Source organism: Thalassospira lucentensis, from assembly GCF_050516545.1.
GTDB lineage: Bacteria > Pseudomonadota > Alphaproteobacteria > Rhodospirillales > Thalassospiraceae > Thalassospira > Thalassospira lucentensis_C.
On sequence record NZ_CP191544.1, the window covers coordinates 1,476,229 to 1,497,933 of the forward strand.

Below are 21,705 nucleotides of genomic sequence, written 5' to 3' on the forward strand. Positions count from 1 at the left end.
ATGACGTCATCTCAGTCCCTGACACTTGAAATCATCACGGCCCGCGCCGAGGACGAGCAAATTGCGCCTGTGAATTTCAAACAGGTCAAGTTGACCAAAAAACACCTGCTTCCGCGCGTCAAAGAACTGCAGGCTGATATGATGCGCTTACGTGCTGCGTTTGATCAGTCATATGATGTGACAACGGTCAGATACGGGAAAACATATCCAGAAGGTTTCTGTCAGGAAATCACGCTTGGCGTGAAAACAATCATGGAGAAGGAACTTTCTGCGCCAAAAACACCCGGCATGACAGCATTGCGCGACTTTGCCGTTAATGGTGGCTTAGCAAAACGGATCTGGGGAAATTTGCGCAACCAGTATTTTCAGAACGCCTTTCAATTTGGCAGTCTGTATGTCGATGTTGCAAATGACACGGTCAATATTGCCAAGCCGAAAGTCGAGATACTACCGTTACCCAAGGCACGCATGTTGCCAATTGCTGATTATGACGGTTATGCCGATCTCGCCGAAAAATATTGGAAAGGTCAGGTCTATCCAAACCGGATTATGCCGGATCTTGCCGTGATGTTTCCACTATTTCTAATCACACCGGATGGCAAAATCGGGTTGCATGCGAATTATCAGACAATCCTGTATCGCAATATGCAGTTTGACTTTACGTTGGCTGAAAAGTTCTTGTTCAAGAATAAACGCAAAGCTTTGGCCTTGCCTGAAACCTATCACCAGAAACTCGTTACTAAATATGGGGCAGTGCCCGAACCAGTCAGCGATGACGTGCTCAGTCAATATTTTGACAGCGCGCGGCAGAGCCAGTTGCGCTACGATACGACACGGTGCCAAGCTATGCTTGATCGCGCTATCGCATTATAAAGAATAAAGAAAACACAATATAAACTGGATGAAAAATTCGAAAGTGGAAGGCAGGGGTGGCAAATTTGGTTGGTCCGATATTTGGAACCCCGCGCATGGGGCAAAGCTATCACGTACAGGACTGTGCCTATGCCGTTATCAAAAACGATAGCGGCGAAGTCGCCGTTGCGCGTACGCCAAAGGGCATTGTTCTTCTGGGGGGCGGTGTTGAAGCGGGTGAAAGTGAACAGGATGCGTTGCATCGCGAAGCATACGAAGAATCCGGTTATCAGATTCGCATAGTTTCACGGCTTGGTTTTGCGACCCAATATCTAAACAACACTGCAAAAGGCCGCTATCGGCTCAAACGTGGAACGTTCTTTGAGTGCGAATTAACCAAACGATTGGGCCCGCCGCTTGAACATGATCATGAGTTGATCTGGATTCCTTATGATGAAGCCCTTGAGACCCTAATCCGGCCATTTCATCGTTGGGCACTGGAGCTTGCTCGCTAGCTCAACCACAACATTTTTTGAATTTTTTACCCGAACCACAAGGGCAGGGATCGTTTCGCCCAGTTTTGGCGAATTTATCGCTGCTTGGCTCGTTTCTTTGGTCGATATTTGCCGCTGTTTTGGCTGTTCCATCCGGAAACACACCATCAACATAATGCCATTGTCCACCGCGCCGCTCGAAGTTTGAGCACTCATGAAGCTGACCTTGCTGGCCGTCTTCGATAAAGCGGGCAATGAATTCAACTTTCCCGCTTTGATCAAGCAATCCGCCCGCTACGCATTCAACAATCTCAAGCCCGCTCCAGCGCGTTTGATCGTGCTTGATGCTTTCAGCGTCAAAGCTGTCATGCTTTTCCTTGGCAAGCGTTGCCAACAGATACGCACCATCACGAACAACAAATGCACTGTAACGAGACCGCATCAGTTTTTCGGCGGTTGCGGCCTTGGCTTTGCCAGCATGGTATTTTCCGCAGCATTCGCCGTAAGTCTGGTTGCTGGCGCATGGGCAGGGGGCTGTTACTGGTAAAGCTGGCATTGTTCGTCCCAAATAAGGAGGTCAGTGGTGTGGCGGGATATTAAAGAACGTCTTGTTGAAATGCCAGAATCGCGCATGCGATAGTTTACCTTTTGGTTACCCGCGCACCGGATATATGACCACAAGTCACTACTCACGAGTAAATCGGTTAATTTGCCTTTGTTTAGCCTTATATCGATTTTACCGTGAATTGTTGGCGTTTTGAGTACCTGACCGCGTTTGTCGGCTATGGTTTCCAAGATGCTGATGTTTGACGAATAATATAGCTGAAATACTGGTCAGAAGTTCTTGACGGATTTGGTCGGGTTTAGATATATTAATAAATGCGGGTGGGGGCCCATAAGGCACCGCCGGATCAAAGTCCGGCCAATTGGCGGACATGTAAATTGTCGATTTGCTTCATGTAAGGATGAGACACCATGAATGAACTTCTTATTAGCGTCTTCTGTCCTCTTCCATAGGACTCTATGGAATGAAATAGCGACCGGATCAAACAAGATCTCCAGTTATCTTTCCGGTCGTCCGTGTGAATAAATTCACAACCGACAGTGTTTGCGCGTCATCTAACTTCTGACGGACTCCGTATCCAATACAGGTGTCAACGCGTAAACCTCTCAGGAGGACATAAAAATGAGCGCCATTAAATTACCTGCTGTTTCCCAAGAAGAAGGTTTCTCGGGGTACCTCCGCGAAGTTTGGAAATTTCCAATGCTTACCGTGGATGAAGAATATATGCTTTCGCACCGGTATCTTGATCATGATGATACTGAGGCTGCGCATAAGCTTGTCACCAGCCACTTGCGTCTGGTTGCCAAAATTGCATTTGGCTATCGCGGCTATGGTCTGCCGATGGCTGACCTTGTTGCCGAGGGCAATACCGGCCTGATGCGCGCAGTGCAGAAATTTGATCCCGAGCGCGGTTTCCGTTTGTCGACCTATGCAATGTGGTGGATCCGTGCTGCGGTGACCGAATATATCCTGCAAAGCTGGTCTATGGTCAAACTTGGCACGATGGCAGCCCAGAAAAAGCTGTTCTTTAGCCTGCGTAAAGCCAAACGCCAGCTTAACATCTATGACAACGGTGAATTGTCACCAGAAGAAGCCGGTCAGGTTGCCGAAAAGCTTGGTGTAACCAATCGTGAAGCACTTGAAATGAACCGTCGTCTTGCGGCGCGTGATTTCTCGCTGAACACACCAATGCCAAAAGACGAAGGTATGGAATATCTCGATACCCTGTCTTCTGACGCACCAAGCCCGGAAGCCATCGTTGCGGATGCCGAAGAACGCGTTTTGCATAATGGCATGTTGAAAAATGCTCTGGGCGAATTGCCAGAACGTGAACAGGAAATCATCAAAGCCCGTTTCCTGAGCGATGATCCGATCACGCTTGAGAAACTTGGCGAACGATTTGGTGTAAGCCGCGAACGTGTTCGGCAGCTTGAAGCCCGGGCGTTCAAGAAAATTCAGGAAAGCGTTCTGACGCAACATGCTGTTGCTTAAGTTCTGCGTGAATGATCAAAAATCAGGCGGCATCTTATGGGTGCCGCCTTTTTTGTGATTGTCCGATGGATGGGGCGGATATCTCAGAAAGGCAAAGCCTGTTGCCAAAATGAAGCAGCTTAATTTCCAGACAGGATTGATCGTGATTTCGCAATCACCTCAATTGTTTTGTTCCAAAGCTTGTAGTTCGTAACATCACTGATCTTTACCCACTTTGCATCGGCGGCATCGCCACCAAGGCGGACATCAGGGTTAAGGGCGACGGCAACAAAATCAATCAATGTGTAGTGATATTCGATTTTGCCATCTTTGGCGGGCGAAATTAAATCAACGATATCAACCAAAATCGGGCTGGAAATTTTAACGCCGGTTTCTTCCATAACTTCACGGCACACGGCATCACGAACCGTTTCCCCGATTTCCTGCGCACCGCCTGGAATGCTCCAACTGCCAATATTGGGCTCCTTGCCCCGCTTGATCAGCAAAATGCGATCCTGGTGCCAAACCACGGCACCGACACCAATAATCGGGCGTGGTAAGAAGCTGCGCTCATCAATTTCAGAAATCGTCATCGTCATCTTTCAAATCATCATCCGGATCAGGCAGGTCGTGCACGACTTTCCCAGTCATTTCACGGGCACGGATACCAGGAGTTCCCAGAAACTGATCTTCGGATTCTGGATGAAGAGACATCACAAAATCTTTGGCAGGGGCGCTGCCAAGGGCATATTGGCGTGCGGTTTCGTAATCAGGTGCGCGCACCTTGGATGTTTTGACCCCGACTGAGCCATCATCGTCATAAATATATTCGACAATCCAGACCTGCAAAACATCTCCACAACAGTTCAGAAACCGGCATTTACGGTTTGTTGGTTGCGCCGCAAACTTGAATACTGCTATCACATCAAGGAACGGGAATTCCCCGGCCCGATGTCGCAGCATAGCCATATTCTTACTTACAAATACTAAATGCCAAAAGCTATTCTTGCGAGTTGGCCTTTGGATGCGGCACTTCAGCACAGGTGATCAATGAACGCCAAGCGCGACGACAAGAATGATACGGACAATCAGAGTTCCGGTCATGCGATTCCAAGTCCGGGCTTCTTTGCCCGAATGAGAGCCTATTTCCTAACTGGTGTTCTTGTTAGCGCACCACTTGCGATTACGTTTGGTTTGGCTTGGTGGTTTATCGAGTTTGTCGATAGCAAAGTTATTCCGCTGATCCCCGCGCACTACAATCCGGAAAACTATTTACCTGTTGGGTATGAGGATTACGGTATTCCCGGCTTTGGCCTTTTGGTGATTCTTGTTTTCATTACCATTGTTGGCTGGTTCACTACGAACTTTGCGGGTCGGGCGCTGATCAAACTATATGAACGTATTCTGGGGCGCATTCCGGCCGTTCGCAGCATCTATAGCGCGATCAAGCAAATTCTTGAGACGGTACTGGCCAATCAGTCAAATGCGTTTCGTCAGGCAGTTTTATTGGAATATCCGCGTCGCGGCATGTGGGCGGTTGGCTTTATCACCGGCGAAACCAAGGGTGAAGTACAGCATCTGACAGAAGATACGGTTATCAATATCTTCCTGCCAACAACACCTAACCCGACATCAGGTTTCTTGTTGTTCGTGCCAAAGCGCGATCTTGTCATCCTTGATATGACCGTTGAAGAAGCAATCAAGATGGTGATGTCTGGTGGCATTGTAACCCCGCCAGACCGTCGCCCCCTTGATGAGCAGCAAAAACCAAGGGTCGCCGCAAAAACATATGAAGATGTCGACGTTTTGCGTGAAAAGGAAAACGTGCCCATTCTGGTGTCGCGCGATATTCCCACGCGTATGGAACCCAGCGAAAAGCCACAGGATGAAAACGGTAAAACCCGCGAAGATGCATAAGTAACACGGTTTTCACATCATTATTTGCGGGCATATCTTAATCAAAAAGAAGGGCGCTTTGGATCAAGGCGCCCTTCTTTTATCTTTATCCGGAACGGAAATATCGAACGGCCTCATCGCGTTCAAACAGATACAGCAACAGACGCAATGCTTCGCCGCGGGTTTTTTGAAGCTCCGGGTCGCGATTCACAATCAGGCGCGCATCATCACGTGCAATCGCCAGTAAATCGCTATGCATCTCAAGATTGGCCAACCGGTATTCCTGAAGCCCGCTTTGGCGCGTTCCCAGAACTTCACCAGCCCCACGCAGTTTCAGGTCTTCTTCGGCGATGACAAAACCATCTTCGGTCTCACGCATGATTTTAAGCCGCGCTTTGGACACCTGACCCAGCGGGCTGCCATAAAGCAGCAAACAGGTAGATGCCGCATCGCCACGGCCAATGCGTCCGCGCAACTGATGAAGCTGTGCAAGTCCAAACCGTTCGGAATGTTCGATTACCATAATCGTGGCTTCAGGGACATTAACCCCAACCTCAATCACAGTGGTGGCAACAAGGATCGATGTATCGCCATGGGAAAATCGCTCCATGACTTCATCCTTTTCCTTGCCCTTCATTTTGCCATGGATAAGTCCGACACGACTTTCACCAAACAAATCGACCAGCACACGATAGCGTTCTTCAGCGGCCTGAAGATCAAGAATTTCGGAATCCTCAACCAGCGGACAAACCCAATAAATCTTGGTTCCGGTCCTCATGGCGCGACCAATGCCAGAAATAACATCGTCAACTTTATCAATCGGCAAAACCCGCGTATCCACCGGCTTACGTCCCGGCGGTTTTTCATCAAGCCGTGAAACTTCCATGTCGCCAAAAGCTGTCAGGGTCAGGGTGCGCGGGATCGGCGTTGCTGTCATAACCAACACATCAACAGCCTGACCTTTCCCGGCGAGCATCAGGCGTTGATGCACACCAAAGCGATGCTGTTCATCAACCACAGCAAAGGCAAGGTCCTTAAACACAACGTCATCCTGAAACAGCGCGTGAGTTCCAACTGCAATCTGGACGTCACCATTTACGAACCCTTCAAGGGTGGCTTTACGCGACTTTCCTTTATCCCGACCGGTCAAGATTGCACAGGTAATGCCGATTTGTTCGAGTAACGGCGAGATCGTTTCAAAATGTTGACGGGCCAGAATTTCTGTTGGCGCCATTAAAGCGGCCTGACGTCCACATTCCACAGCATTCAGCATTGCCATTAAGGCCACAACAGTTTTGCCCGATCCGACGTCACCTTGCAGCAGGCGCAACATGCGACCTTCACTGGCCATATCGTGATAAATCTCAGTTAACGATCGTTGTTGCGCACCAGTCATTGCAAAGGGCAGGTGGCTTGCCAATCCTTCACGCAGCTTCCCATCGCCCTTGGTAATCCGGCCACCAAGCTTGCGCATCTTGGCCCGGATCAAGGCCAGTGCGAGCTGATTGGCCAGTAACTCGTCATAGGCAAGCCGTTTGCGCGCCGGATGATCTGGTGACAGGTCGGCATCATCTTGTGGGTTATGGACCGTATGTAACGCGCTTAGAATATCTGGCCATTTATGACGGGCAACCAATGCCGGATCATGCCATTCCGGAAATTCAGGCACTGTTGCCAATGCGGCACGGGTTGCCTTGGTCAACGTTTTGCCAGTCACACCGGCTGACATCGGATATACCGGCTCGACCGTCTGGATTTCATCGCGTTCGGCCTCGGTCCCGATCCGGTCGGGATGGGTAATCTGATATTCACCGCGATAATGATCAATCTTGCCCGAAATGATGCGTTTTTCGCCAACAGGCAAAACTTCATTAAGGTACTTTGCCCGCGCATTAAAGAATGCCAGAACAAGCGATCCACTTTGGGTTTTACAAATTACACGATACGGTCGGCGGCGATTGGGCGGGGGATCGTGACGTTCGACCCAGACATCCATGGTAACGACAGATCCATCGATGGTTTCTTCCAGCGGCGGGGAAAACCGACGGTCAATGATCCCTGAAGGTAAATGCCACAGCAAGTCAACGACATGCTCGCCAGCAATCAACCGCGCAACAAGAGGCTTTAACCGCGGCCCGATACCGGGAAGGGTGTCAATTTCAGCAAAAAGCGGGAACAGGATTTCCGGGCGCATGTCGGTTTTCGTTGCAACTTTCGATGAGAACGTTAATAGAACAATTGCGTTTACGTCACGGGTATACAACAAAATTATCCTGCTACAACCGTCAAGTCACCAATTGATGCAAAATCGCCTGATCACAGCATGGACCCAGACGGCGTTTTGCCGTACAAACCTTGCCACAGAATAATGTGCGGCAGCCCGGTAACAGGGCGCCCCAAAGAATAAGCCAGGAGATCGATCATGACTGAAAACATTTCGGAACTTGAAATGCGGCGCAAGAAGTTGCTGTTCCGTGGCAGCCACCGCGGCACCAAAGAAAATGATATCCTGATGGGGCGCTTTATGGACAAGCATCTCAATACTTTGACTGAACAGCAGCTTGATGCCTTTGAAGTTCTGATTAACGAAGTCCCGGATGCGGATTTCTTTAAATGGGCGACAGGCAAGGAAGCAGCACCCGCGCAGTACAATACCGACGTATTGCAGATGATTCAGGAATTGAGCAACGCCTGATAATCCATTGAATAAAATCAAAGAAATCATATCGGCCAAAGGTCGCAAACGTGTTGGCGGGGTACCGGAAGGTTCCGACGCCCTGATCCTGCGTGAGCTATTGGAGGCAGCGGAAAAGAACGCAACCATCCTGCATATTGCGCGCGACGACAAACGCATGTCGCAATTGGCAGAAGCATTGCGCTTTTTTGCTGGCGAAGTCGAAGTTTTGACTCTGCCGGCTTGGGATTGCCTTCCATATGATCGTGTTTCACCGATTTCAGAAGTCACAGCACGCCGAATTGAAACCCTGACTACGCTGTCAGAGGGAACCAAACCGGCCGCTGGCTTTGGACGTATCGTGCTAACAACAGCGGCGGCTGCGATGCAGCGTGTTCCGCGTGTTGATGTGATGCGCAAAGGTAAGCTCGCCTTCAAGGCCGGCACAGAATATGACCGCACGGAACTGACCGTGTATTTCGAACGCATGGGCTATAACCGGGCTGAACAGGTGATGGAACCCGGCGACTATGCTGTTCGGGGCGATATCGTTGATATCTTTGCCCCTGGCATGAAAGACCCGGTACGTCTTGACTTCTTTGGCGATGAAATCGAAAGCATCCGCCGGTTTGACGTTGAAAGCCAACGCACCGTCGGCAAGATTAAAGAAATCGCACTTCTTCCGGTGGGTGAAGTGTTTCTTGATCCTGACAGTATTTCGCGTTTCCGCAGCGGATATCGTGAATTGTTTGGCGCGGTATCCCAAACCGATCCGCTCTATGAATCGATCTCGAACGGCCTGAAATATGGTGGCATGGAACACTGGATGCCGCTGTTCCATGACGGGCTTGATACGATTTTTGCCTATTTGCCAGACAGCATTGTCACCCTTGATTATCAGTACAGCGAAGTTATCGAAAATCGTCTTGAGATGATTGACGATTACTATCAGGCACGCCTGAACATCAAGGGCGGCGGGCTTGCCGGTGATAACGTTTATAAGCCGGTTCCGACAGAACGACTTTATCTTGATCATGCCGAATTTGACCGCATGTTGTCGGATCGGACTGTTCTGGAATATTCGCCATATTACGATGATGAAAACCCCGAACGCGGGATTTTTGATCTTGGCGCACGCGCAGGGCGGGATTTTGGCGATGTACGTGCGCGTGCGGACACCAATCTTTATGACGAACTACGTGATTTCATCACGGCCCAGCGTGGCAAAGAAAATCAGGTAGTAATCGCGACCTATTCCGATGGTTCACGTGACCGGATCGTGTCGCTGCTGCGCGAACATGGCGTTGGCAAAGTTGTTCCTTGTGAATGCTGGGAAGACGTCATTGATGATCTTAGCCATGAGCATGTTGGCGTAGTCATCCTTGATATCGAACGTGGTTTCCGTCGCAAAGGCCTTTGGTTTGTAACCGAACAGGATATCCTTGGCGACCGTATGAGTCGTCCGGGTGGTCGACGCCGCAAGGCTGATAACTTCCTGCGCGAAGCATCCGAAATTTCCGAAGGCGATCTTGTTGTCCACTTGGAACATGGTATTGGCCGTTATCTTGGCCTGAAAACCGTCACTGCCGGTGGTGCACCGCACGACTGCCTTGAGCTGGAATATGATGGCGGTGACAAATTGTTTGTGCCGGTTGAAAACATCGAAGTGCTGTCACGCTATGGCTCGGACGAAGGATTGTCGATCCTTGATAAGCTGGGCGGTGTTGCGTGGCAGGCCCGCAAAGCCAAATTGCGCGAACGTATTCGCGATATGGCTGGTAAGCTGATCAAGGTTGCTGCCGAACGTCATCTGCGCAAAGGTGCTGTTTTGCAAGCACCCGAAGGCAATTATGACGAATTTTGTGCAGGTTTCCCGTTTGCCGAGACCGAAGATCAGGCACGTGCGATTAACGATACGCTTGATGACCTTTCCGCGGGCAAGCCAATGGATCGTCTTGTGTGTGGTGATGTTGGCTTTGGCAAAACCGAAGTTGCGATGCGTGCGGCTTTTGCCGCCGTCATGTCAGGGAAACAGGTTGCCATCGTTGCACCGACAACTCTTTTGTGCCGACAGCATTATCTAAACTTTAAACAGCGATTTGATGGTCTGCCGGTTCGGGTTGAGCAACTTTCACGTTTGGTCACCGGCAAAAATGCAAAACTGGTGAAAGACAATATCGAAAGCGGGCATGTCGACATCGTTTGCGGCACACATGCGCTTTTGGGCAATGGTGTTCATTTCAAGGACCTTGGTCTTTTGGTCGTGGATGAAGAACAGCATTTCGGGGTTAAGCACAAAGAACGCTTAAAAGAACTGAAATCCGATGTTCACGTCCTGACCTTGACGGCAACACCGATCCCAAGGACTTTGCAGCTTGCTTTGACCGGAGTGAAGGAACTATCGATCATTGCCACACCGCCGGTCGACCGATTGGCTGTCCGAACCTATATCACGCCCTATGACCCGGTTGTCGTACGCGAAGCAATTTTGCGCGAACGCCATCGTGGTGGTCAGATATTTTATGTTTGCCCGCGCGTGAATGAACTGGGCCGAGTGGCCAAGGAACTTGAAAGCTTAGTGCCGGAAATCAAGTTTGATGTAGCCCATGGTCAAATGGGTGCCCGTGATCTTGAACAGGTCATGACCGATTTCACAGATCGTAAGTTTGATCTTCTGCTTGCGACAAATATCATTGAATCAGGGATCGACGTTCCAAACGCCAATACCATGATCATCCATCGTGCAGATATGTTTGGGTTGGCTCAGCTTTATCAGCTGCGCGGCCGCATCGGTAGGTCCAAACAACGTGCCTATGCCTATCTTACATTGCCGAATGGTAAGAAGCTGACCGCAACGGCACTGAAGCGCCTTGAAGTCATGCAAACGCTTGATAACCTTGGTGCCGGGTTCAACCTTGCCAGCCATGATCTTGATATTCGTGGCGCAGGCAATCTGCTTGGCGAAGAACAGTCCGGTCACATCAAGGAAGTCGGGATCGAACTTTATCAGCAAATGATCGAAGAGGCCGTGGCCGAGGCCAAAGGTGAGATTGACGCGTCTGAAGAAGCAAGCTTCATCCCACAGATCAATATTGGCATGCCGGTTCTGATCCCGGATCGTTATGTTCCGGATCTGGGTGTTCGCCTTGGACTTTATCGCCGAATTTCCGAACTGCGTTCACGCGAAGAAGTTGACCAGTTCGCAGCGGAAATGATCGATCGGTTTGGCAAACTGCCGAAAGAAGTTGAAAACCTTCTGGATGTCGTCACCATCAAACAATGGTGCCGTGTTGCCAATATTGAAAAGCTTGATGCTGGGCCGAAAGGTGCTTTGATCACGCTGCATAATAACGAATTCCCCAATCCGGGTGGATTGATCGGGTTCATTCAGCAACAGGTTGGCGTCGCGCGCCTGCGACCGGATCACAAGATTGTCTATGCCGCAGGATGGGATGGCCCGACTGATCGTCTTGAAGGCCTTAAACGTCTGATGAAACGGCTGTCAGATATCGCAGTTAACACATAAAGAAAAGGCGGGTAACAAATTGTTATCCCGCCTTTTTGTCTTGCCAACTAGAAACGTTAAACTGGCATTTCTTCCTGTCGCGCAAGCCGGATCATCCGTTGTAAAATATCAGGTTCCTGTGCGCCTGAAAGAGCGTGACGGCTGTTAAACAGGAAACAGGGAACCCCGGTGACGCCCATTTGATGGGCCACGCGGTTTTCTTGGCCGACAAATTCGCGGTCCATATCACCCGCCAGATATTCCAAAGTTTCCGTACGGTCGCTACCATGACGCACGGCGATTTCAGCCAACAGCTCATGATCGCCAATGTCTTGCCCTTCTAGGAAATAGGCAACAAACAGGTCTTCAACCAACGCATTACCAACAGCCGGACGTTCTGCGCAAACCTTATAGATCAGACGATGAGAATCCGTTGAATCCGGCGTGACTTTGATGTCTTCAAATTTGAAATCAATACCAACAGCAGCACCTGCATCTTCAATCGTCTTGTAAACGCGGGTTGCACTGTCAGCCCCGCCAAATTTCGCCGACAGATACAGTTTGCGGTCAATGCCGCCACTTGGCATATCCGGGTTCAGCAGGAAAGGGCGCCAGTTAATGATCAGATTGTCGAATTTCTCACGCGACAATGCCTTTTCCAGACGTTTTTTCCCGATGTAGCACCATGGGCAAATCGTATCGACAATCGCTTCGATCCGGATGGGTGTCATTGATGTTTCGCTTTGTCCGACCTGCCAGTTCACGACGTTATCCATTCAAGAAAGAGGTACCTGTTCCAAGCGGTGCAATCCCAAGGTGATCGGCAACCGTTTGTCCTATATCGGCAAAAGTTTCGCGCATCCCCAACGGGCCGGGGGCGATTGCCGGACCGAATGCCAAGATCGGAACAAACTCACGGGTATGATCATTGCCCCGCCAAGATGGATCACAGCCATGGTCAGCAGTAATGATCACCAGATCACCGGGTTTCAGCACAGCACGAAGTTCCGGGATACGTTTATCAAATTCTTCAAGTGCGTTTGCATAGCCCGGAACGTCACGACGGTGACCGAATTCCATATCGAAGTCCACAAGGTTGGTGAACACAATACTGTTATCGGGTGCCTCGGAAATTTCGGTCATCATGGCATCAAAAAGGGCCATGTTGCCCGATGCCTTGACCTTTTTGGCAATGCCACGATGGGCATAGATATCTGCGATCTTGCCAACCGAAATCACCTTGCCTCCCGTATCACTAAACTGTTCAAGCAGGGTCGGTTTGTGCGGCGGCACTGCGATATCACGACGGTTGGAAGTCCGTTTGAAATCGGCCGGGCTTTCACCAATGAACGGGCGGGCAATGACGCGACCGATGTTATAGGCCTCGACCAATTTAAACGCGATCTCGCAAACCTCATAAAGACGGTCCAGACCAAAATGCTCTTCATGGGCGGCAATCTGAAACACACTATCGGCCGAGGTATAGCAAATCGGCATTCTGGACTTGATATGTTCCTGCCCGAGTTCAGCGATGATGTTGGTACCCGACGCGTGACAGTTGCCCAATATCCCCGGCAGTTTTGCCTGTTTGATGAGCTCATCCGTCAGTTCAGCCGGGAATGTCGGAACGGTCAGCGGAAAATAACCCCAGTCAAAGTCAACCGGCACACCGGCAATTTCCCAATGGCCACTTGGGGTATCCTTGCCGCGCGACAGTTCCTTGGCATGACCAAAGGCACCAATAATCGCACCTCCATGGTCCAGTCCCGGCGGAACGCGGCCCGTCGCATCTTTGGCTGCTTCGCCCAGACCAAGTGCCACCATATTGGGAACATTCAACTCGCCGCTGCGCTGATCGCTGTCGGCAATGCCCTTGGCGCAATGTTCGGCAATATGACCAAGGGTATCTGAACCCTGATCACCGAATTTCGATGCGTCCGGTGCGGAGCCAATTCCAAAACTGTCTGCTACAATGATGATGGCACGTGCCATTGATGTCTTCCTTCAAGCCTGATCTGGCGAATATCTTATCTCGCAGATAGTCAGTTTTTCTAATAGTTGCCAGTCGCAGCAGGTGCATCACCCGGATTGACGCCACAAGTTGCAAGAAGGGCCGTCAAAACGCCACTTGCCCCAAAGCGGAATGTCTCGGGCTTGGCCCACCCATCGCCCATGATGCTATCGGCAATTGCAATATAAAGGGCGGCATCTTCGGTGGTTTTAACCCCGCCAGATGCCTTGAAACCTGCATCAACACCATCTTCATCACGGGCATCACGAATTGCACTTAACATGGCAACAGCCGTTTCCGGTGTCGCGCCGACCGGCACTTTCCCGGTAGATGTTTTCACAAAATTCGCACCATGCTTGATCGCAAGGCGGGCTGCTTCGTAAACCTTGGTCAGGTCATCAAACGTGCCACTTTCAAGAATGACTTTCATCGTCGTCATCGGACCGCAGGCCATCCGTGTGGCATCGACCACTTCAGCCGCAACCATGCTGTCACCGTTAAGGAACGCTTTGTAGGGGAAAACCAGATCAATTTCGTCTGCACCCTTTGCTACGCAGTCAGCGGTTTCATCCCCGACACGCTGCGCATTGGTTCCGCCTTCGGGGAAATTCACCACCGTGGCGGTTTTAACACCACATTGTCCCAACGTGCGCCATGATGTTTCGACAAACGGGGCATAGACGCAAACAGCAGCCGTATTACCCTCAGGGGTTTGGGCACGCTTGCAAAGAGTTTCGATGACCTCTGGCGTGTCATCGTCATTCAGACTGGTAAGGTCCAGAACGGAAATGGCACGACGCGCAGTATCAGCGTCGGCCACTGCCTTTTGTTTGGCAGCAGCAATTACGTCAGAAACAGTTTTCGGGTCGAACATCAAAGCATCCTAGCAACGCGCCGTGCGCGGTTATTTTGGTAAACGTCGCGATCTCATATCAATGCATAAGATCGCGGCGAAAGTCGGGTTTAAGACCACATCTGATCTCAAAAATAAAGACGGATCAATCAACAGCCAAGAAGGTACCCAACCTTGCCCCGGCAATCAATCAATCCGTCCTAAAACACAGTTTCAATCAGAACAGGAAGAACCGGCTCTGAACGCTGGAAAGAAAAGTTATTTCGACAACAACAGCTGTCCTTCACGTCCGGCTATCGGCTTGTCACCAGCAACAGAACACAAATATCCCCCCGGCACGATCAAGCGCGTTCCAATTCGGGAATACAGAACGCCATCAACACTGCTTGAAAACACAGTCTTTTCACCGTTTTCGCAATCAAGAACATATCCTAATTCTTGACCTGCTTTGACCTTGGCGCCAGCTTGGGCAGCAAACACAACCATACCGCCATGTGGCGCCATCACACGATCAACACCAGAAAGTGGGGTCGCATCACATTTTGCTTCGGGCAGGGGCCCCGGATCACCCGAAATTAACCCACGGCGTTGCAGAAACTTGAACATGTTTGCCGCATCTGGAATGGCATATTCATCATAGACATCGCGGTCACCACGCAATTCAATGGTGGTGGCAAGGGTCGCCATCGGGATCGGGAATTTGTCGCCATATGCACGGCGGAGTTCGACCCATGGACGGCTAAACGCCTCGTCAAACGGGTTGTCGCCGCTAATTTCGGCGATCAGACTGCATTCTGAGCCGATTTGTGCGGACAGATCCGCCGCGTCTGGCCAGTTGTGATCGCTAATGTAAAGATGCATGGGTGCTTCCCAATCACAATGCAGATCCATCACATAATCAGCATCAATCGCAAGTTCCGCCAAGGTAAGACGAAGGTCCTGCAGATCGGTCAACGGGCTCACATCCTTGCGATGTTTCACAATGAGACGACGCAATTCTGTACGGATCAATTTGACGTTTTCGTCCGGGTTTTGACCAAGTTTTCCGTCAACAGCATCGATCAGCGCATCACTTAGATCGGGGTAGTGACGGTTGAAGTTCTGACCGCTACGCATCTCAAACCGGCCAAGCGGTTTCATATCGACATATTGCGTAAAGCCAATCGGGTTGGCGAACGGTACAACGACTATCTCGCCGGTGATTTCACCCTTTTCATCCGCTTTTTTCAAAAGCGCTTCAAGATGATGCAAGGTGATGACACCGGGAAGCTCATCGGCGTGCAACGCCGCTTGGAAGTATGCCTTGGGACCTGCACCGGCTTTGCCATAACGGCGCACCGTTAATGCGCGGGATGTGCCCATCTGGGGGCGAAGGAGTTCAATGCGTTCTTCTTGCATGGTGGTGTCCTGGAAAATGGCGACGTGGGGCAAAGAAGCCCGGCTGGATCAAAGCATGTCGCAACAGTTTTGCGGATGCCTATCACCAAGATACCGGGCTGCTTTCGTATTCTAACTCTTATGCGGAGGCGGGTTTGGCAGCCCCTGGCGCTTTGTCTTTACGGCGTTCGTTCCGGCGTAAATAACGCTCAACACCCTTAAAGCCAAATGTCAGGGTATAGACGATGATCAAATAGATCACGCCGGCAGAAATAAACGCTTCATAGGGCAGGGCCGTTCGCGCGACAATTTTGCGCGCCGCACCTGTCAATTCCATCATGGTGACGGTAGATGCAAGCGAGGTGGCCTTAAGCGTAAAGATCACATCATTGGTGTAAGCGGGCCAGATCATTTGCCACATGCGGGGGAAAATGATGCGGCGATATGTCGTCGATGATGACATGCCGCAAGCACGTGCCGCTTCCAATTCGCCACTCGGCACATTCTGAATGCCACCACGCATAATTTCGGCAACATAGGCAGCCGTGTTTAAAACAAAGGTCAGCAGGCAATACCAATAGGGATTGCGTAAATAGACCCAGCTCCAGTGGTCCTGAATGCCATCAATGTTTGAAACAAGCTGCCCGACGCCGTAATACATCATGAACAGCTGACCGATCAGTGGTGTACCACGGAAAACATAGATGAATGCGAACGGGACCGCCTGTATCCAGACTTTTTTGGAAACACGTGCTACCGCAAGAGGGATCGCAAGCAGTGTCCCGAATGTTACGGAAATGAGCAGTAATTCAGCCGTAAGCAAAAAACCTTGCCAAAGCCATCCGTCATATTTTCCAAGAACGTATATCAGATCTTCAAACATCTCTTACGCCCTCGCAATTCCGCGGGCAGCCCGCTTTTCAAGATGATTGAAGACAATCAGCGAAGCTGTTGTAAATGCAAGGAACATCAGCATCGCAACCAGATAGAAGGTAAAGGGTGCTTTTTCTGTTCCGGCACCAATGGCCGCTTTGCGCATGATTTCTTCGACACCAACCACTGAAATAAGGGCAGTGTCCTTGATCAGAACCTGAAACAGGTTGTTAAGCCCCGGAAGGGCAAACCGCCAGAGTTGCGGCAACTTAATACGGATGAAAATCTGGCGTGGGCTCATGCCGCATGCGGTCGCAGCTTCGATTTGGCCAACTGGAATGGATTGCATGGCCGCACGGAATACTTCGGATGCGAAAGCACCTTGAACCAAGGCCAGTGCGGCAACGCCGGACCAGAATGCCGGGATATCAACACGGGTTTCTTCACCCGATATCAATTCGGCGAGGTTTTGAACGGCGATTGTGCCACCAAAATAGATCAATAAAATAACAAGAAGCTCAGGAATGCCGCGAATAAGAACGGTGTAGCTTTCCCCGATAATGCGCAATGTACGATAACGGGAAAGTTTGGCAGATGCGCCCAACAATCCGATGATAATCATGAATGGCAAGACGGTTAGGCAAAGTTGAACTGTAACCAGTCCCCCTTCAAGCATTTGCCAGCCGCGGCCGTATAAATCGAGCATAATGTCTCCAGCTTTCCTTGATGCTGATCGTTCTTCACGCCCCTAACAGAAGACCGAACAACAATAAGGGTGGGGCGGCAATAATTTGCCGCCCCTAGTATATTTCGCAGATCAATTCGGATGCAGATTGATCGCCGGGAAATACTTTTTATTCAGCTCTGCATAAGAGCCGTTCTCAAGCATTTCGGCCAAAGCTTTGTTGAAGATTTCTTTCAGGTCCTGGTCTTCCTGACGGATACCAATGCCTGCGCCATCGCCAAACCATTCGCTCGGTGCGAACTGGTTGGAAACAAAGCCATAGCCTTTGGCTTCTTCGGACTTCAGCCAATCGTCAAGTGTACCGGAATCAGCAAGGGTTGCATCTACGCGACCAGCCGTCAGGTCAAGCAGTGCTTCGTCCTGCGTACCATACATGCGGATTTCGATGTCCGGGAAGTTATCTTCCAGGAAGTTCGCATGGGTGGTCGAACGCTGAACACCGATGACTTTACCATCAAGTGCACCGTCCATGACTTCGCCGTCTTTATACGCCTCAATGCTCATGCCGTCTTTACCAACGAAAACAGCAGGGGTGCTGCTGTAATAGTCGGAAAAGTCGATGGAACGCTTGCGTTCTTCCGTGATCGACATCTGCGCAATGATCGCATCATATTTCTTGGCAAGAAGACCCGGGATCATACCATCCCAGTCTTGAGCAACGATTTCACATTCAATTTTGGCGGTTTCACAAAGTTTGTTTGCGAAATCCACATCAAAACCGATGAGCTTGCCGTTTTCGTCCATCATGTTGAACGGAGGGTAGGCACCCTCGGTCGCGACAACGACTTTTTCCCAAGCAGCATTTGCTGCCGACGCGCTCAGTGCAATGCCAATAGCAGCGGCAGATGCAACCTTAATCCAGTTTTTCATTTAAACTCTCCCTTGTTAATTGGAATGGTACACAATTCATTGTTCCCATCCTTGCGACCGCAACCACACAAATTACGGCCTGCCCAAATCAGAAGTCCCGCTGAAGAAATTGCTTCATGCGTTCTGATTTTGGATTCTCAAATACATCAGCCGGATTGCCAAATTCCTCAACTCGTCCCTGATGTAAATACATTACGTGGCTCGATACGCCTTTTGCGAAGCCCATTTCATGGGTGACGACCAACATCGTACGGCCTTCTTCGGCCAAATCTGTCATGACTTTCAACACTTCACCCACCAGCTCCGGGTCAAGGGCCGAGGTCGGCTCGTCAAACAATAAAACTTCGGGTTCAATGGCAAGCGCACGCGCAATCGCAGCACGCTGTTGCTGGCCACCAGATACATGGCCCGGATAATAATCACGGCGCTCATACATTCCGACTTTCTGAAGCAAGGCATCTGCATGCTCGATTGCTTCTTTCTTCGGAATGCCAAGAACATGAACCGGTGCTTCGATGACATTTTCCAGAATGGTTAGATGGCTCCAAAGATTGAAGCTTTGAAAAACCATTGCCAGTTTGGTTCGAATGCGTTGGAGCTGTTTTTTATCTGCGGCATCCTGCGATCCGTCCTTAAGCGTCTTCATGCGAATAAGTTCGCCGTGAACGTGGACTTTCCCCGCATTGGGGGTTTCAAGCAGATTGATACAACGCAGAAAAGTACTTTTGCCTGATCCAGAGGAGCCAATAATCGAAATTACATCGCCTGTATTGGCCGCAAGGTCTATTCCTTTGAGGACTTCATGATCCCCAAAACTTTTGAACATTCCTTCGACCTGAAGGGCGGGTATGTTTTTGCTCATATCGAGTTAAAAATTCCCCTGTTGAGAGTCTCAGTTTTTCGTTTGTCTTAGCACCTGTAATCAGATGCTCCCCCACAAGACACGCTAACGCGCCTCTCATTCCGTCAATAATTGCCCATCCGATGAGAGTATTTCCACTGATTTTTTGCAGTTTTATGAAGAAAACAGCGGTTTCAGACGGTTACTCATCATAAGCAAGAACCGCATCGCACAAATCGTGCATGAGTAAGGGATTTTACGCAATAAAAAACCACGCTCGATATTCGGGCAACGGTTTGACTGCGATCAAATGATCAGAACGATGTTCTATAGACTCCTCCCAACCTCGTAGCTGACACCAGATGTTTTTCCCAAGCCCGATCACAAATAAAAACACCACCGACCCGCTTCATAAGGTCGATGGTGTTTGGTTCGAACCTGCAACCAGATCTGATTATTTGTTGTCGCGAACAGATTTCAAGAACCCAAGAACTTCTTCTCGCAATCGCTGGGCCAGCTCACGCATCTCTCGTGATGATGTAAGAAGCGAATTGGCTTCTTCGCTCACCATGTTTGATGCATCCGACACTGCCGAAACGTTTTGGGAAACTTCTTGCGTGCCCGATGCTGCACGTTGAACGCTATCGGCGATCTCACGTGTTGCAGCGCCTTGCTGTTCGACAGCAGCAGCAATCGCGTTACAAAACTCATTGATGCGTTCGATGGTTGTTGAAATTGATTCAATCTCTGAGACAGAGCGGGCAGAGGACCCCTGAATTCCGTCCACTTGGGTTTGGATATCTCCAGTCGCCTTGTCGGTCTGATTGGCAAGCGACTTCACCTCGCCGGCAACAACGGCAAAGCCTTTGCCTGCATCGCCAGCACGGGCGGCTTCAATGGTGGCATTAAGTGCCAGCAGGTTTGTTTGACCCGCAATATCCTGAATAAGCCCGACAACTTTGCCAATCCGCTCGGCGGCTTCGGCCAGTTCAGTCACCGTTGCTGTCGTGTTGTTGACCCCATCCACGGCCTCTGTTGCTACGCTAATAGACTGGGTAACCTGTGCACCGATCTCGCGAATGGCCGCGGAGAGTTCCTCGGTCGCGGATGCAACGGCCTGAACGTTTTCTGTCGTAATATTCGCCGCATTGGATACGGCGGCTGCACGGGCAGTGGACTCTTCAGCGTTTGCAGAAAGCTGGGTTGCGACCGTTTGAGTACGCTCTGCTGCTTCGGCAACTGTTTCGACAATCGAAAGCACGCTTTTCTCAAAATTGTCTGCCATTTGATCAAGCGCACGTTTTCGTTCTTCAACGGATCGTTCTGTGGCCTGTTCATTCTCGCGGGCCAGTCTGTCGACTTCTGCGGCATTGTTCTTGAAAACCAGCACAGCTGCGGCCATTGCACCAATCTCGTCCTTAAGATCAGTTCCGGGCACTTCGACATTAGTTTCGCCCTTGGCAAGGCGGGTCATTGCCGAGGTCATACTCAGTACAGGGCGAGAAACCCAACTGCGGACCAATATTCCCATCAGGCCCATAATGGCCAAAACCGCAATAATCGCGGTAAGGATCGCGGTATAGCGGAATTCGCTAAGGGATGCATAAGCAGCATCGCGATCAAGTGCGAAACCCAGATACCAGTTGACCGATGGCAATCCATCGACCCGGAAGAAGGTAAACAACTGATCACCGGCGCCGTTCACGACACTTTCCATGCCTGCCGCCACGGTTGGCGTGTTTTCGGGAAAAACCTCTGCAATTGGTTTTAGGGTGAAGTCGGCATTGGGATGAATGATAACAGTACCCTGATCATTGACCATGAAGGCATAGCCAATCCCGCCCAAGTCAATGCTGCGCACCAGATCTCCCAGAATGGTGATGTCGATATCCCCACCGACAACACCAAGCAGTTTAGAGCCATCAAGTACGGGGGTGGTGGCCGTCACAATCAACTGACCGGTGGATGCATCTGTATAAGGTTCGGTTAATGTACTGTCGCCGATGGCGACTGCGTCACCATACCATGGGCGTTTGCGTGGATCGTAATCAGGGGGCAGGTCATCTGGCGGATACATTGTCATGACGCCGTCTGCACTGCCGAAATAGGAAAAGATAAAGGACTCAACCAACGCTTCACCGCTGGCAACTTCGCTTACAGCTTCGGGGGAGCTATCTCGTGCAATGTTGTTTGCCAGACTTTCAATCAAAAGCCTGCGACCATCCAGCCAGTTCGATATACCTGACGTGGCAAGAGACCCGCTTTCTGTCAGTTTCGACTGAAGTGCACTTTGAATTGAGGTGCGTTGCTGAAAGTCAAAATACAGAATGAAGGCGGCAAATGTGGCCACAACGATCAACGCTGCAGCAAGCAAAATTCGACTGCCAATGTTTAACGACATTTAGTCCCCCAAGCAAAGGTCTAACTAATCAAATTGGAATGTTATCGCGCGATTACAAGCGATTATATCATCAGAATCATGATTAATTGAGTAAAGTCGATTATACGCACTCAGAGGAGGCGTATCGGAGGACGTTAGACGAAAGTCGCATAGAGTAAGAGATCAACATCACTATGCAATGTGACCGATTTAGTTATTGATAATAGACCACATTGCCTTCAACCTTGATGTTCCCCATATGTGTGAACCCTTTTGGGGGCAAAGTCTTATAAACTACC

General features: G+C 50.2%; 19 protein-coding genes. 6 read left to right on the plus strand and 13 right to left on the minus strand.

Annotated features, from left to right (window positions below; all coding sequences use genetic code 11):
* Complete coding sequence (locus ACQ0MK_RS06825; protein ID WP_430475389.1) at window positions 1–873, plus strand: hypothetical protein; 873 nt, start codon at window positions 1–3, stop codon at window positions 871–873.
* 56 nt (window positions 874–929) lie between these two features.
* Window positions 930–1,367 (plus strand): NUDIX hydrolase, encoded by a 438-nt coding sequence (locus ACQ0MK_RS06830; protein WP_430475390.1) that lies wholly within the window; start codon window positions 930–932, stop codon window positions 1,365–1,367.
* Between the two features lies 1 nt (window position 1,368).
* Here the strand turns inward: ACQ0MK_RS06830 and ACQ0MK_RS06835 are convergent, their stop codons facing one another.
* Window positions 1,369–1,902 carry a YchJ family protein gene (locus ACQ0MK_RS06835; protein WP_430475391.1) on the minus strand — a complete coding sequence of 178 codons (534 nt, stop codon included), beginning with the start codon at window positions 1,900–1,902 and terminating at the stop codon, window positions 1,369–1,371.
* Between the two features lie 630 nt (window positions 1,903–2,532).
* On the opposite strand from ACQ0MK_RS06835, the gene rpoH reads away from it, so the two are divergent.
* Window positions 2,533–3,402 carry an RNA polymerase sigma factor RpoH gene (rpoH, locus tag ACQ0MK_RS06840; protein WP_350040667.1) on the plus strand — a complete coding sequence of 290 codons (870 nt, stop codon included), beginning with the start codon at window positions 2,533–2,535 and terminating at the stop codon, window positions 3,400–3,402.
* A gap of 119 nt (window positions 3,403–3,521) precedes the next feature.
* On the opposite strand, the gene ACQ0MK_RS06845 is transcribed toward rpoH, so the two are convergent.
* Window positions 3,522–3,980, minus strand: coding sequence for an NUDIX hydrolase (locus ACQ0MK_RS06845; protein WP_350059767.1), 459 nt, complete (start codon window positions 3,978–3,980; stop codon window positions 3,522–3,524).
* Entirely contained in the window at window positions 3,961–4,344 is a 384-nt protein-coding gene (locus tag ACQ0MK_RS06850; protein WP_430475392.1) for a hypothetical protein, read from the minus strand. The genes ACQ0MK_RS06845 and ACQ0MK_RS06850 overlap by 20 nt, the downstream gene beginning before the upstream one ends.
* An 87-nt stretch (window positions 4,345–4,431) precedes the next feature.
* On the opposite strand from ACQ0MK_RS06850, the gene ACQ0MK_RS06855 reads away from it, so the two are divergent.
* Window positions 4,432–5,298, plus strand: coding sequence for a DUF502 domain-containing protein (locus ACQ0MK_RS06855; protein WP_430475393.1), 867 nt, complete (start codon window positions 4,432–4,434; stop codon window positions 5,296–5,298).
* Window positions 5,299–5,383: 85 nt separating this feature from the next.
* On the opposite strand, the gene recG is transcribed toward ACQ0MK_RS06855, so the two are convergent.
* Window positions 5,384–7,471, minus strand: a complete 2,088-nt coding sequence (recG, locus tag ACQ0MK_RS06860; protein ID WP_430476012.1) for an ATP-dependent DNA helicase RecG — start codon at window positions 7,469–7,471, stop codon at window positions 5,384–5,386.
* Window positions 7,472–7,699: 228 nt separating this feature from the next.
* Between recG and ACQ0MK_RS06865 the strand changes: the two genes are divergently transcribed.
* Window positions 7,700–7,972, plus strand: a complete 273-nt coding sequence (locus ACQ0MK_RS06865) for a succinate dehydrogenase assembly factor 2 (protein WP_430475394.1) — start codon at window positions 7,700–7,702, stop codon at window positions 7,970–7,972.
* 7 nt (window positions 7,973–7,979) lie between these two features.
* Window positions 7,980–11,477, plus strand: a complete 3,498-nt coding sequence (mfd, locus tag ACQ0MK_RS06870; RefSeq protein WP_430475395.1) for a transcription-repair coupling factor — start codon at window positions 7,980–7,982, stop codon at window positions 11,475–11,477.
* Window positions 11,478–11,533: 56 nt separating this feature from the next.
* On the opposite strand, the gene ACQ0MK_RS06875 is transcribed toward mfd, so the two are convergent.
* The 9 genes from ACQ0MK_RS06875 to ACQ0MK_RS06915 form a co-directional block, all read right to left on the minus strand.
* Entirely contained in the window at window positions 11,534–12,232 is a 699-nt protein-coding gene (locus ACQ0MK_RS06875; RefSeq protein ID WP_430475396.1) for a DsbA family oxidoreductase, read from the minus strand.
* The gene (locus tag ACQ0MK_RS06880; protein WP_430475397.1) at window positions 12,225–13,448 is read right to left on the minus strand and encodes a phosphopentomutase; all 1,224 of its coding nucleotides are present in this window, start codon (window positions 13,446–13,448) and stop codon (window positions 12,225–12,227) included. The genes ACQ0MK_RS06875 and ACQ0MK_RS06880 overlap by 8 nt, the downstream gene beginning before the upstream one ends.
* 59 nt (window positions 13,449–13,507) lie before the next feature.
* Window positions 13,508–14,341: a deoxyribose-phosphate aldolase gene (gene deoC, locus ACQ0MK_RS06885; protein ID WP_430475398.1), complete on the minus strand. Its 834-nt coding sequence runs from the start codon at window positions 14,339–14,341 to the stop codon at window positions 13,508–13,510.
* Window positions 14,342–14,578: 237 nt separating this feature from the next.
* Window positions 14,579–15,718: a succinylglutamate desuccinylase/aspartoacylase family protein gene (locus ACQ0MK_RS06890; protein ID WP_430475399.1), complete on the minus strand. Its 1,140-nt coding sequence runs from the start codon at window positions 15,716–15,718 to the stop codon at window positions 14,579–14,581.
* A gap of 118 nt (window positions 15,719–15,836) precedes the next feature.
* On the minus strand, window positions 15,837–16,580 hold the full coding sequence (locus tag ACQ0MK_RS06895) for an ABC transporter permease (protein ID WP_430475400.1): 744 nt from the start codon (window positions 16,578–16,580) through the stop codon (window positions 15,837–15,839).
* A gap of 3 nt (window positions 16,581–16,583) precedes the next feature.
* Entirely contained in the window at window positions 16,584–17,276 is a 693-nt protein-coding gene (locus tag ACQ0MK_RS06900) for an ABC transporter permease (protein ID WP_430475401.1), read from the minus strand.
* Window positions 17,277–17,387: 111 nt separating this feature from the next.
* On the minus strand, window positions 17,388–18,185 hold the full coding sequence (locus ACQ0MK_RS06905; protein WP_430475402.1) for a transporter substrate-binding domain-containing protein: 798 nt from the start codon (window positions 18,183–18,185) through the stop codon (window positions 17,388–17,390).
* Between the two features lie 88 nt (window positions 18,186–18,273).
* Window positions 18,274–19,047: an ABC transporter ATP-binding protein gene (locus ACQ0MK_RS06910; protein ID WP_430475403.1), complete on the minus strand. Its 774-nt coding sequence runs from the start codon at window positions 19,045–19,047 to the stop codon at window positions 18,274–18,276.
* A gap of 433 nt (window positions 19,048–19,480) precedes the next feature.
* Window positions 19,481–21,427 carry a methyl-accepting chemotaxis protein gene (locus ACQ0MK_RS06915; RefSeq protein ID WP_430475404.1) on the minus strand — a complete coding sequence of 649 codons (1,947 nt, stop codon included), beginning with the start codon at window positions 21,425–21,427 and terminating at the stop codon, window positions 19,481–19,483.
* Window positions 21,428–21,705 lie beyond the last annotated feature (278 nt).

What these genes read in the sequence shown, in the direction of transcription:
- ACQ0MK_RS06825 (WP_430475389.1), top strand. Translation starts at nt 1, where the DNA reads ATGACGTCATCTCAGTCCCTGACACTTGAAATCATCACGGCCCGCGCC.
- ACQ0MK_RS06835 (WP_430475391.1), bottom strand. Translation starts at nt 1,902, where the DNA reads ATGCCAGCTTTACCAGTAACAGCCCCCTGCCCATGCGCCAGCAACCAG.
- rpoH (WP_350040667.1), top strand. Translation starts at nt 2,533, where the DNA reads ATGAGCGCCATTAAATTACCTGCTGTTTCCCAAGAAGAAGGTTTCTCG.
- ACQ0MK_RS06845 (WP_350059767.1), bottom strand. Translation starts at nt 3,980, where the DNA reads ATGACGATGACGATTTCTGAAATTGATGAGCGCAGCTTCTTACCACGC.
- ACQ0MK_RS06850 (WP_430475392.1), bottom strand. Translation starts at nt 4,344, where the DNA reads ATGCTGCGACATCGGGCCGGGGAATTCCCGTTCCTTGATGTGATAGCA.
- ACQ0MK_RS06855 (WP_430475393.1), top strand. Translation starts at nt 4,432, where the DNA reads ATGAACGCCAAGCGCGACGACAAGAATGATACGGACAATCAGAGTTCC.
- recG (WP_430476012.1), bottom strand. Translation starts at nt 7,471, where the DNA reads ATGCGCCCGGAAATCCTGTTCCCGCTTTTTGCTGAAATTGACACCCTT.
- ACQ0MK_RS06865 (WP_430475394.1), top strand. Translation starts at nt 7,700, where the DNA reads ATGACTGAAAACATTTCGGAACTTGAAATGCGGCGCAAGAAGTTGCTG.
- ACQ0MK_RS06875 (WP_430475396.1), bottom strand. Translation starts at nt 12,232, where the DNA reads ATGGATAACGTCGTGAACTGGCAGGTCGGACAAAGCGAAACATCAATG.
- ACQ0MK_RS06880 (WP_430475397.1), bottom strand. Translation starts at nt 13,448, where the DNA reads ATGGCACGTGCCATCATCATTGTAGCAGACAGTTTTGGAATTGGCTCC.
- deoC (WP_430475398.1), bottom strand. Translation starts at nt 14,341, where the DNA reads ATGTTCGACCCGAAAACTGTTTCTGACGTAATTGCTGCTGCCAAACAA.
- ACQ0MK_RS06890 (WP_430475399.1), bottom strand. Translation starts at nt 15,718, where the DNA reads ATGCAAGAAGAACGCATTGAACTCCTTCGCCCCCAGATGGGCACATCC.
- ACQ0MK_RS06895 (WP_430475400.1), bottom strand. Translation starts at nt 16,580, where the DNA reads ATGTTTGAAGATCTGATATACGTTCTTGGAAAATATGACGGATGGCTT.
- ACQ0MK_RS06900 (WP_430475401.1), bottom strand. Translation starts at nt 17,276, where the DNA reads ATGCTCGATTTATACGGCCGCGGCTGGCAAATGCTTGAAGGGGGACTG.
- ACQ0MK_RS06905 (WP_430475402.1), bottom strand. Translation starts at nt 18,185, where the DNA reads ATGAAAAACTGGATTAAGGTTGCATCTGCCGCTGCTATTGGCATTGCA.
- ACQ0MK_RS06910 (WP_430475403.1), bottom strand. Translation starts at nt 19,047, where the DNA reads ATGAGCAAAAACATACCCGCCCTTCAGGTCGAAGGAATGTTCAAAAGT.
- ACQ0MK_RS06915 (WP_430475404.1), bottom strand. Translation starts at nt 21,427, where the DNA reads ATGTCGTTAAACATTGGCAGTCGAATTTTGCTTGCTGCAGCGTTGATC.